The organism is Mammaliicoccus sciuri (assembly GCF_025561425.1).
GTDB lineage: Bacteria > Bacillota > Bacilli > Staphylococcales > Staphylococcaceae > Mammaliicoccus > Mammaliicoccus sciuri_A.
Genome location: NZ_CP094824.1, coordinates 1,170,338 through 1,182,564 on the forward strand (window position 1 = coordinate 1,170,338; position 12,227 = coordinate 1,182,564).

Annotated in this window: 12 protein-coding genes and 1 pseudogene; 11 read left to right on the plus strand and 2 right to left on the minus strand. The window is 30.8% G+C overall.

Translation table 11 applies throughout. The features are described from left to right. The first annotated feature begins 228 nt into the window (after positions 1-228). The 9 genes and pseudogenes from MUA60_RS06120 to MUA60_RS06160 all read left to right on the plus strand — a co-directional run bounded on the left by MUA60_RS06120 (position 229) and on the right by MUA60_RS06160 (position 9,619). On the plus strand, positions 229-765 hold the full coding sequence (locus MUA60_RS06120) for a transposase (RefSeq protein WP_262648361.1): 537 nt from the start codon (positions 229-231) through the stop codon (positions 763-765). A gap of 8 nt (positions 766-773) precedes the next feature. After that, a complete protein-coding gene (locus tag MUA60_RS06125; protein ID WP_262650589.1) occupies positions 774-1,637 on the plus strand; it encodes an IS3 family transposase in 864 nt (287 codons plus the stop codon). A 213-nt stretch (positions 1,638-1,850) separates the two neighbouring features. Beyond that, a complete protein-coding gene (locus MUA60_RS06130) occupies positions 1,851-3,017 on the plus strand; it encodes an IS256 family transposase (protein WP_262650254.1) in 1,167 nt (388 codons plus the stop codon). A gap of 521 nt (positions 3,018-3,538) precedes the next feature. Beyond that, complete coding sequence (gene fapR / locus MUA60_RS06135) at positions 3,539-4,108, plus strand: transcription factor FapR (RefSeq protein ID WP_025905295.1); 570 nt, start codon at positions 3,539-3,541, stop codon at positions 4,106-4,108. Further along, on the plus strand, positions 4,101-5,087 hold the full coding sequence (plsX, locus tag MUA60_RS06140) for a phosphate acyltransferase PlsX (RefSeq protein ID WP_262650255.1): 987 nt from the start codon (positions 4,101-4,103) through the stop codon (positions 5,085-5,087). Before fapR ends, plsX begins: the two co-directional genes overlap by 8 nt. After that, the gene (gene fabD / locus MUA60_RS06145; RefSeq protein ID WP_262650257.1) at positions 5,080-6,000 is read left to right on the plus strand and encodes an ACP S-malonyltransferase; all 921 of its coding nucleotides are present in this window, start codon (positions 5,080-5,082) and stop codon (positions 5,998-6,000) included. The genes plsX and fabD overlap by 8 nt, the downstream gene beginning before the upstream one ends. After that, on the plus strand, positions 6,000-6,737 hold the full coding sequence (gene fabG, locus MUA60_RS06150) for a 3-oxoacyl-[acyl-carrier-protein] reductase (RefSeq protein ID WP_048542526.1): 738 nt from the start codon (positions 6,000-6,002) through the stop codon (positions 6,735-6,737). The genes fabD and fabG overlap by 1 nt, the downstream gene beginning before the upstream one ends. 87 nt (positions 6,738-6,824) lie before the next feature. Next, positions 6,825-7,058 (plus strand): acyl carrier protein, encoded by a 234-nt coding sequence (locus tag MUA60_RS06155; RefSeq protein ID WP_017000113.1) that lies wholly within the window; start codon positions 6,825-6,827, stop codon positions 7,056-7,058. Between the two features lie 402 nt (positions 7,059-7,460). Next, positions 7,461-9,619: pseudogene (locus tag MUA60_RS06160) on the plus strand (bifunctional glycosyltransferase/CDP-glycerol:glycerophosphate glycerophosphotransferase). 47 nt (positions 9,620-9,666) lie between these two features. On the opposite strand, the gene MUA60_RS06165 reads toward MUA60_RS06160, so the two are convergent. Beyond that, positions 9,667-10,530, minus strand: a complete 864-nt coding sequence (locus MUA60_RS06165) for an IS3 family transposase (protein ID WP_103361549.1) — start codon at positions 10,528-10,530, stop codon at positions 9,667-9,669. After that, positions 10,494-10,733, minus strand: a complete 240-nt coding sequence (locus tag MUA60_RS06170; RefSeq protein WP_262650259.1) for a hypothetical protein — start codon at positions 10,731-10,733, stop codon at positions 10,494-10,496. The genes MUA60_RS06165 and MUA60_RS06170 overlap by 37 nt, the downstream gene beginning before the upstream one ends. Here MUA60_RS06170 and MUA60_RS06175 point away from each other — a divergent pair. Beyond that, positions 10,717-11,340 carry a CHAP domain-containing protein gene (locus MUA60_RS06175; protein WP_262650260.1) on the plus strand — a complete coding sequence of 208 codons (624 nt, stop codon included), beginning with the start codon at positions 10,717-10,719 and terminating at the stop codon, positions 11,338-11,340. The two genes, MUA60_RS06170 and MUA60_RS06175, sit on opposite strands and share 17 nt — an antisense overlap. A 167-nt stretch (positions 11,341-11,507) precedes the next feature. Beyond that, on the plus strand, positions 11,508-12,227 hold the full coding sequence (rnc, locus tag MUA60_RS06180) for a ribonuclease III (RefSeq protein ID WP_262650261.1): 720 nt from the start codon (positions 11,508-11,510) through the stop codon (positions 12,225-12,227).

Sequence of the window (12,227 nt, forward strand, 5' to 3'; positions counted from 1 at the left end):
GAGTGGGTATGGGAGAATGTGAGATATTCGAGAAGATGTGAGTTAAAGAGGCAGTAAACTCACATCTTTTCAAAAATTAAATGATTATATAGAAATGAACATTTTTGATTACTTAAAAAATTACCAAAGTCATGGCTTAAGTCCTGCATTAAGCCAAGAGATCGTCCAAGTCGTGATGTGAACCCAAATATTTGAACTAAACAAATCAAAATATTGGGGTGCATTCTAATGAGGAAAAAATATGAATTTAAATTCAAACTAAAACTTGTAAAAGAATATTTAGAAGGACATCAAAGTTATAGAACAATTGCTTTAAAATATGGTATTTCAAGTTGGTCTGTCCTTCGGATTTGGGTCAATCAATATAAAGAGTTTGGAGAAGAAGGTTTAGAAATAAAAAGTAGAAATACTGTTTATACTAGCGAATTTAAATTATCTGTTTTAAAATTTAGACAAGAAAATATGTTGTCTTATCAAGATACTGCGAATCACTTTAGAATTATTAATCCTATTATCATTGCCAATTGGCAACATCAATTTGATGAAAAGTGTCGTCTTGATATAGATAATAAACAAAAGGGACGATCTCACACTATGACTAAAAAACGATCTAAATCAGATAATAAAAATTTACCTTTAAATGAAAATGAACGTGAAGAACTTGAAAGACTTAGAAATGAAAATGAGACGTTAAAGGCAGGTATAGCTTATCAAAAAAAGTTACAAGCCTTGACCGACATTTACGGAAGCAAAAATCAGAAATAGTAAAGGTCATTAAGGAACTAAATGAAACATATAATATACGATTAAGTATCTTATTTAAAGTCGCTCAAATAGCTAAATCTGTATACTATTATTGGATAAATAAATTTAGTAAAGCTGATAAAGATGAAACATTGATTCAAGTAATAAAAGAAATATGTGAAGAATCGAACCATACCTATGGTTATCGTCGTGTTACACAAGCACTAAGAAATAGAGGTCTTATCGTAAATCATAAAAAAGTACTAAGAATTATGAAAGAACATAATCTAACTTGTACAAAGTTCACACATAGAGGTCGTAAGTATCGTTCCTTTAAAGGTAAAGTTGGTAAAGTAGCTCAAAATATATTAAATCGTAGATTTAAAACAAGTCTCCCATTTCAAAAAGTCGTAACAGATATTACAGAGTTCAAATTAATGAATGGTCAGAAATTATATTTATCACCTTTTATGGACTTATATAGTTCAGAGATTATCAGCTTTAAAATCTCAAGTCGTCCTACATTAGATATAGTCATCAATCCATTAAAAGAAATGATAAAGCGTCGTCCAAACCTAGATCATCGTTTAACGATTCATTCAGATCAAGGCTGGCATTATCAACATTCACAATACACTAGATTATTAAAAGACCATAAAATATTTCAGAGTATGTCTAGAAAAGGTAATTGTCTAGATAATTCAGTTATGGAAAGCTTTTTTGGGTTACTTAAACAAGAAATGTATTATGGCCAAGAATTTAAAGATTTTCAGGACCTTGAACAAGCTATTCATCGATATATCGATTTTTATAATAACGAAAGAATCAAATCAAAATTAAAAGGCTTATCTCCCAAAAATTACAGGAGACAAACCTTTGAAATAATATACTAATTAAGGTTTAGATTTTTGGGTTCAGTACAGTCGTAGCTTAACTCCTAACTTAAGCCAAGAGATCGCTCAAGTCGTAGCTTAACATCCTAATAAAGCCAAGAGATCGCCCAAGTCAGAATATGTCCATATAATTGTGTAATAAAAAAAGAGCCACATATAGCTCACTTTGGTACAATGTAATCGACTAAGAAAAAATTGTAGAGGTGACTATATATGACTCAATTAAATGTTAACTTAGATTATGAAGAATTGGCAAGTGCTATTTTTGGAAGTGATATGAATGCGTCTATGAAAACAATAGCTATGACTGTCATAAATGCATACATGGAAATGGAAAGAGACAAGTATGTTAATGCTGGATATAAACAAAAGAATTCAGGAAGAAACGCACAACGTAATGGCTATTATGAGCGTGATTTCCTGATGCCTATTGGCAATCTGACATTAAAAGTTCCAAGAACACGTGACGGTGAATTTACAACTGAAGTATTTAATCAATATTCGCGTTCTGACCAATCGCTTATTTTAGCGATGACAGAAGCATACATTAATGGTGTTTCAACTAGAAATGTTAATAAAATTGTGGAATCCCTAACGGGAAAATCTGTGTCTAAATCAACTGTTTCAGGCGTAATAAAAAACCTAGATCCTGAAATTAAAGAATGGGCTGGTAGACCTATTGTTAGTCATCAGTATAAGTATGTATTTGTTGATGCTATGCACATTAAGGTAAGAGAGAATAATAAAATTGTTTCTAAAGGTGTTTATATCGCTATGGGTATCAACGAAAATAGAAAACGCGACATTATTGGCTTTAAAATTTCTAATCAAGAGTCAGAATTAGCTTGGTCAGAGTTTTTTGAAGACTTAAGAATGCGTGGTTTAACAACACCTGAACTTATTATCTCTGATGCGCATTCTGGACTTATTAAATCTATTAAGTCACAGTTTATTGATTCATCTTGGCAACGTTGTACATTCCATTTTCTTAAAAATATTGTAGAGAGATTTCCTAAAAAGAACTCTAAAGAAGCTAGAATGTTACTTAAATCAATATTCCAAGCACCAACATATCGTCACGCTGTTCAGCTCAAAGATGAATTCATTGCACAATATGAAAGTAATCCTAAGTATGTGGAAGCTATTAAAATATTGGATGAAGGCTTCGAAGATGCCTCACAATTCTATAGATTTCCTGCTCAACATCATAAAAATCTAAGAACTACTAATTCAGTTGAAAATATTAATATGCAACTCAGAAAACGAGAAAAAATAGTTAAAACATTCCCTAATCTAGATTCAGCTTTTAGATTAATTGGCGCAGTACTTATGGATATTCAAGAAAGATTTGATAAGTCTAACAGACCATTTATCTCTTAATTAAGCTACTTATTTTTTAAAAAATAAGTAGTGATCAAACAACTATATCTGTTTAAACTTCAAAACAAATATGGTTGTTCGATTCATTAAAAAACCAAAGGTTGATTACATTCTAAAGATATTACACAAACATATGGACTTGACTCCAAGTCATGGCTTAAGTCCCAAATAAAGCCAAGAGATCGCCCAAGTCATGGCTCAAGTCCCAAATAAAGCCAAGAGATCGTCCAAGTCATAGCTTAATTACTACATTAAGCCAAGAGATAGCTTAAGCCTCAGCTCCCAATCGCCAACACCTAACCTTGCACCCAAAATAACCCCAACCTCCTCAAATTCACATATTCCACCATGTATTCACATCTTATTATTTAAGTCTTATGACCAAATTTTTAAATTTCGTTCTTTTTTATTGTATAATTTGTTGAGTATATTGTTATACCCGTGTTAGTATAAGTAAGGTAGGTCATGATAGCAGGTGCTAATTTTAGCTATAAGTACATAATAGAATGGATTTGGATGAAATGAAATTATCAAAAGCAGATCGCCAGAGGGAATTAACAAATCGTTTGAAAGCTGAACCTTTCATAACTGACGAAACTTTAAGTGAATATTTTAAAGTAAGCATCCAAACTATTAGACTGGATAGAATGGAGCTAGGTATTCCAGAATTAAGACGCCGCATCAAAGATGTAGCAACACAAAATCATGATGAAATTAAATCATTACCCATTGAAGATGTCATTGGGGAAATTATAGATATTGAATTAGATAAATCAGCAATATCTATTATAGATATTAAGGAAGAACATGTTTTTACACGTAACGGTATTGCTAGAGGACACTATTTATTTGCCCAAGCTAACTCATTATGTGTAGCATTGATTAATGATGAATTAGCATTAACGACTAAGAGTAATGTTCAATTCAAAAAATCAGTAAAACTAAATGAAAGAGTCATTGCTAAAGCTACTGTGATTCATAAATCGAAACATATAGCTAAAGTTGATGTCACAAGCACTGTTCATGGAGAAACTGTTTTCCAAGGACAATTTGAAATGTATTATTCGAGCGAGGGTGAAAATAATGGTTAAGATTGCGATAGATATGATGGGCGGAGATGACGCGCCAGGTATCGTAATAGAAGCGGTTAAACAAGCAGTTAATGATTTTCCAGATTTAGAGATTTTGTTATATGGTGACGAAAAACAATTTGATTACAAACATGATCGTATCACTTTTTATCATACTGATGAAAAGATAACAATGGATGATGAACCTGTTAGATCAATTAAGAAAAAGAAAAATGCTTCAATGGTTTTAATGGCGAATGCTGTTAAAGAAGGTAAAGCTGAAGCATGTGTATCAGCTGGTAATACAGGTGCACTTATGAGTAGTGGATTATTTATTGTCGGCAGAATAAAAGGTATTGAAAGACCTGCATTAGTTGCGACTTTCCCAACTGTTACAGGTAAAGGATTTGTATTTTTAGATATTGGTGCAAACTCAGATGCTAAACCTGAACATCTTGTGCAATATGCTAAAATGGGTGAAATTTATGCCAAACAAATTAGAAGTATTGAAAAACCTTCATTAGCACTTTTAAATATTGGTACTGAAGAAACAAAAGGTAATGCTTTAATGAAAAAGACTTATCAATTACTTAAAGAAGAACAATTTGATAACTTTATTGGTAATGTTGAAGCAAAATCTTTATTGTTGGATGCATGTGATGTCGTTGTATCAGATGGTTATAACGGTAACATGGTGTTAAAAACAATCGAAGGTACAGCAACAGGTATATTTAAAATGTTAAAAGAAGCGATGACTGCTTCAACTAAAAATAAACTTGCTGCACTCACTTTGAAAAAAGATATTAAAAAAATCAGCAATAAAATGGACTATGCAGAATACGGTGGTTCAGTACTATTAGGATTAAATGGTGTTGTTGTTAAAGCACACGGATCATCAGATCAACGTGCATTCTATAATGCAATTAAACAAGCTAAGCTAGCTGCAGATATTAAAATAGTAGATAAAATGAAGAAAGCAGTAGGTGAAATAAATGGGTAAAGTTGCAATCATGTTCCCTGGTCAAGGGTCACAAAAAGTTGGAATGGCAGAAGATTTATATCAAGAAGAAATTAATGCAACATCAATTTTAGAAAGAGCAAATGAATCTTTATCATTTGATTTGCTTGAAATTATGTTTAAAGATCCAGAAGATATTCTTGGATTAACTGAATATACACAACCAGCATTGTTGACGCATAGTTCAGCTTTAATGAATGCTTTAAAAGATTTGAATTATGACTACGCATTAGGACATAGTTTAGGTGAATATTCAGCGTTAGTATCAGAAGGTGTATTAAAGTTTGAAGATGCCGTTCAAATCGTACATAAACGTGGTACATTAATGTCTGAAGCTTTTCCACAAGGTGTAGGTTCTATGGCAGCAGTACTAGGTTTAGATATTGAAAAAGTGAGAGAAATCTGTGAACAATTATCAACAGAGGACAAACTTATTGAACCAGCAAACATCAATTGTCCAGGTCAAATCGTTGTATCTGGTCATGCAGAACTCATTGATAAACTTGCGGCAGAAGGTAAATCACTAGGTGCTAAACGTGTTATGCCTTTAAAAGTTTCAGGTCCATTTCATTCTTCAATGATGAAAACTATAGCAGATGATTTTGAAAACTACATTAATCAATTTGAGTGGAATGATGCAGAACACCCAATTGTACAAAATGTATATGCTAAACCTGAAACAGATCATGAAGTTATTAAAGCGAACATGGTTAAACAATTATTCTCACCAGTTGAATTCAGTCAATCTGTTGAGTATTTAATTGATCAAGGTGTAGATTACTTTATCGAAGTCGGTCCTAATAAAGTATTATCTGGGTTAGTTAAAAAAATTAGTCGTGATGTTAAAATAACATCAATTCAAACAATTGATGATATTAAAGGATGGAATGAATAATGACAAAAACAGCTATCGTTACAGGTGCTTCTAGAGGTATTGGTCGTAAAATTGCATTAGAACTTGGTAAAGAAGGTTATAATGTAGTTGTAAACTATGCAGGAAATAAAGAAAAAGCAGAAGAAGTCGTTTCTGAAATTAAATCATTTGGTGTAGAATCATTTGCTTTTCAAGCAAATGTAAGTGAGCAAGATGAAGTAAAAGCTATGATTAAAGAAACAACATCTCAATTTGGTACTATCGACGTACTAGTCAATAATGCAGGTATTACAAGAGATAATTTATTGATGCGTATGAAACAAGACGAATGGGATGACGTAATCAATACAAACTTAAAAGGTGTATTTAACTGTGTTCAAGCAGTAACTAGACCAATGTTAAAACAAAAATCTGGTCGCATTATTAACTTATCAAGTGTTGTAGGATCATTAGGAAACGCAGGACAAGTGAACTATGTAGCAACTAAATCAGGTGTTGAAGGTATGACAAGAACATTTGCTAGAGAATTAGCATCTAGAGGCATTACTTGTAATGCAGTTGCACCAGGATTTATCGTATCAGATATGACAGATCAATTATCTGATGAATTAAAAGAACAAATGAAATCACAAATTCCGCTTGCACGATTTGGGGAAGATAGTGATATTGCACATACAGTAGCATTTCTTGCAAGTGATAAAGCAAGCTATATTACTGGTCAAACAATTCACGTTAATGGCGGAATGTATATGCAATAAAAGCTACTTTTATAGTAGAATAGGATAGTAAGAGAAATTGAATTTCTTATTATATAAGATTTAAATCATTTAAAGGAGGTGAATGGAATGGCAAGTTTCGACAAAGTTAAAGACATTATTGTAGATCGTCTAGGTGTAGACGCTGAAAAAGTAACGCCTGAAGCTTCATTTAAAGATGATTTAGGTGCTGATTCTTTAGATATCGCAGAATTAGTAATGGAATTAGAAGATGAATTTGATATGGAAATTCCTGATGAGGAAGCAGAAAAAATCAACACAGTTGGTGACGCTGTAAAATATATTGAATCATTAGAAAAATAATTAGATTCCTATCGCCCGTATGCCATTGGCTACGGGCTTTTTATTATGCTTTTTTATAGAAGGTGTAAAATCTATATTTTTAGTGTTTTAATAGTTATGGAAAATTTAACAATAATTCAAATAAGTAAATGGATAATTCATTCAGTTAAGTTTTTTTGTTTATTAATATTGCCAAATAGTGTTAAGGGTCTATAATAATATAATGTAAAATTAATATTTAAAACTCAATATTAGCCAATCTCCTAATAATACATTGATTTATTTTTTAGATATTCAAATAAATGACTTAGGTAGTACTTTTACTCGAGCGCTAAAAAAGAATGACTAAAGTCGTCATAAAAAATTTGAGTACGCATTATATTTTTATATTAATTATACTAAAAGACTTTAAGGAGAAATATCATGAATGAATTAACAATTATCATAACTTATTATAATAAAGAAGATTATATACTTGATTGTATTGATAGTATTAAAAGCCAAAGAAATCAAAACTTTGATTTAATCATAGTTAATGATGGCTCTACAGACTCATCTAATAGATTAGTTAATGAAGCGATAAATAATTATGATAAAAATATAAATCACATTAATTTAGAAAGAAACTATGGGCACGCCTATGCTAGAAATATAGCTTTAGAAAATGTTGAAACAAAATATTTTATGTTTTTAGATGCTGATGACCAACTTGCAAGCTATTCAGTTGAGTATTACTTATCTAAAATCAATGGATTAGACGGCTTAATTGGGCCAATAAATAAATTCTCATTAAAAAAACCTCAATATGTAAATAAAGATAAAATTAGAATTGACTACTTAACTAAAGATAATAATCCTAATTCCTTTTTAAGAAAAAATACAGTTTGTAATATTTTGTTTAAAACTTCTATTGTCAAAGCGCATAACATTAGATTTAATGAAGATTTAAAAATATATATCGATACTTCATTTACACTTGAATATATTAAATACGTAGAGAGGTTTGTAAGGTTACGTAATTTTCCTTTTTATTATAGGGGTGAAATTTATGATCCATTTGAAGGTAATACTTTAAGTGATCAAGATTTCATTTTTACTTTCGAAGATTATGTTAATAGTTATCTTGATTCAATTAAAAGAACGGATAATATAAAAATTCTAAACTTTTTATCTCAAAAAATGAAACAGGAAATTAAAAAAGGGTTTGATCCATCTCTGAGAGATATCAATATAAGATATAGTGTTCTTGAGAAACCTTTAATTAATATTGTTAAAACACTAAAGTGGAACATTATAAAAGATGGGAAAATACTCTATAAATTAGAATTATTGTTTTTATCTATGGACGACATTGACAATGCTAAATATATAAATAATATCAGAAGTGTAAGTAGACATGTAAAAAATATAGTTCAGAATAATAAAATGAAGAATAGATCAAAATATCAACTATTAGATAAAGAAGAAGCTGTTAATAATGAAACTATCGTTTTTGAATCTTTCGGTGGTAAAAATTATAGTGATAGTCCTAAATATATTTATGAATATATGCAAAAACATTATCCTAAATTAAACTATATATGGGTGTTTAAAAATCCCAATCAAAATGTCATAACAGGTAATGCAGTAAAGGTTAAAAAAGGATCTAAAGAATATTATGATGCATACTCAAAAGCTAAATTCTGGGTTACGAATGCAAGGTTACCACTGTATTTAAATAAAAAAGATAACCAAATTTACATACAAACATGGCACGGAACACCATTAAAGCGTTTGGCTAATGATATGAAGGTAGTAAGAATGACAGGAACAACTACACCTAAATATAAAAAGAATTTCTACGCTGAAACATCAAGATGGGATTATTTAATTTCTCCTAATAGGTACTCAACGAACATTTTTAAAACGGCATTTTGGATGGATGAGAATAGAACTTTAGAAATAGGATATCCTCGGAATGATATATTAGTTAATAGAAGTAATGATCAAGAATATATAGAAAAACTGAAAAAAGAATTAAACATACCAAAAGATAAGAAAATTATTATGTACGCTCCAACATGGAGAGATGATAAATTTGTTAAAAAAGGTAAATATTTATTCGATTTAAAATAAATTTAGAAAACCTACAAAAAGAACTAGGTGATGAATTTGTCATTTTACTAAGAATGCATTATTTAATTTCAAATGCACTAGATTTAAGTGGATATGAAGATTTTGCAATCGACGTATCTAATTATAATGATATTTCCGAATTATATTTAATATCTGATGCACTCATTACAGATTATTCTTCAGTCATGTTTGACTTTGGAATTCTAAAAAGACCACAATATTTCTTTGCTTATGATATTGAGAAATATGATAAAGGTTTGAGAGGATTTTATATGGATTATATGAATGATTTACCTGGAGAAATCATTACAGATGAGTTTAAATTAGCTGAGGAATTAAAAGATATTGATAAACATAAAGAAAAATATAAAGATAAAATAGAAAAATTTTACGATGAATTCTGTTCAATAGAAAAAGGTCAATCTTCTAAAATTATTGGAGATTTTATATATGATAAGACAAAGTAAAAATATCCCCGCCTTAAGGTAGTGCCCCCCAAAAGTTAGAGTTTCCATTATGCTATTAATTGGCTGGATTGAGTTCGGTATTGTACTGGACTTCGTCCAGCCAATTTTAATTTCAAACGTTCATTGTTATACCAATAGATGTAATCCTCAATTCTTCTTTTTAATGTTTCATAGTTAACAAGTTCTTCTCCATGATACATTTCCTGCTTCATGATGCCAAAGAAATTCTCCATAGAAGCATTATCCGCACACGTCGCTTTACGTGACATACTTTGATAAATCCTTTGTTCCGATAATCTTCTAATCCATGCATTATGCTGATAATGCCAACCTTGATCAGAATGTATCGTCGTACGATATGGTGCTTCATGCTTAATGATTGTAACTGCTTTATCCAATGATTGAAGTACTAAGTCTAATGTTGGTCTTCTGGATATACCATAAGAAATGATTTCCCCATTGTATAAATCCATAATAGGGCTGAGATATAATTTTTGTTCTTCAGCACATTTAAATTCAGTGATATCTGTCACTAATTTTTGAAGTCGAATAGATGTATGGAATCTACGATTCAAGCGATTTTCAGCCACTTTACCAACTGTACCTTTGTATGATTGATAGCGTGATTTACGTGTGAATTTTTGACATTTTAATCCTAGTTCTCGCATAATTCGTTGTACTTTCTTATGGTTAATGAGATAACCTTGATTTCTCAAAGCTAAATATATACGACGATAGCCGTATTTACCGTTGTGTTTTTGAAAAAGTTCAATGATCTTTTTCTTCCAACCTTTATCTAAATCTTCCTTTTGTAATTGTTTGGCATGGTAATGATAGGTTGCTTCTGGTATACCAACCTTTACTAAGATATCTTTTAATTTGAATCCTTCTTCTTTGAGTTCGAATGCCACTGCTGCTTGTGCTTTTCTAGAAAGGCACTCGGATTCTCTCGAAAAGCGTTCAACTTTTTTAAATAAGCATTCTCTAATCGAAGATTTTCATTATCTTTATAACCTATCCAGTATATTTTATATATGATAAAATGTTTTAATATATTATTTAAGAATATATATAATACATATTTATTAGGGGGATGTATGAAGATTAAAAGCAAATTATTGTTAGCTATTGCATTTACGAGCTTGACTGCACTGAATTTGAATTTGCATGCTGACGCTAAGGATGGCGGCGGTATTGATACATCTAAAGATAAGACACCTAAGATACAGAACGTAGAGGTTGAACATAGAGATTATGATAAGAAATCGAGCAAGGTCCAAAAAGAAGTTGCAAAATCTTCATCGGCTGCCATGAATTATGTTTATTCATTGGAAGGGAAGGGTTGGGATTTTGATGGCTACTACGGTTGGCAATGTTTTGATTTAGTGAATTATTATTGGAATTATTTATATGGTCACGGTTTACATGGTGACTATGCAAAAGATATTCCAACTGCTAATAATTTTAGTGGTGAAGCAACAGTGTACAAAAACACACCATCATTTGTAGCACAGCCTGGAGACGTTGTTGTATTTAATGAAGATTTCGGATCAGGTGCTGGACATACAGCGATTGTGTTAAACGGTAATGCAGATGGTAACGTCATGCAATTTACAAGTTTAGATCAAAATTGGTATGGTGGCGGCGCTGGCAAGACAGAAGTTGCACAACGTATCACGCATGATTATGAAACTGAAATGTGGTTTATAAGACCAAATTAAACAATTAATGATGATTACATAAGATAATATAAACGTCTGAACAATGCAATTTGTTCAGGTGTTTTATATATCATGTCAATGGATATTGTCGTTTATGATAATATTCTTTTTTTTTTATGAAATATAACGTAAAATAGATAGGAAACATAATATTAGGGAGGATAGGCATGGTTAAAAATAAAGCACAAATCATAGCACAATTTAAAGCTCAATTCGATGTGTTTATGAAAAAAATAGATATCGAATTTGAACAATATGATATTTATGTTCAAGCATTTTCGCATTCAAGTTTTATCAATGACTTTAAATTAGATAAGTTAAGTCACAATGAACGTTTAGAGTTCTTAGGAGACGCGGTGTTAGAATTGACGGTGTCACAGTTTTTATTTAAGAAATTTCCATTACTTCCAGAAGGTAAGCTCACTAAACTGCGCGCATCAATTGTATGTGAACCATCACTTGTAACATTTGCAATGAGTTTAAATATGAACGAATTACTTTTACTTGGTAAAGGTGAAGAAAAAACAGGTGGTCGTGAACGTCCATCATTAATCGCCGATGCATTTGAATCATTTATTGGTGCATTGTATTTAGATAAAGGACTTGAAATTGTAGAGCAATTTTTAGAAAAAGTTGTATTTCCACATGTCGTTGATGAAAATTATACTGCGAATCGTGATTATAAAACAGAATTGCAGGAATTTATACATCGTCATAATAAAGGTAATATTACGTATCATTTATTAGATGAAAGTGGTCCAGCACATCACAAGATGTTTACTTCTGAAGTACTATTAAATGGCAAACCTTTAGAAACAGGAAAAGGTAGAACGAAAAAAGAATCAGAACAAAATGCTGCTAAAAAAGCGTTGAATAATGGTCAATAA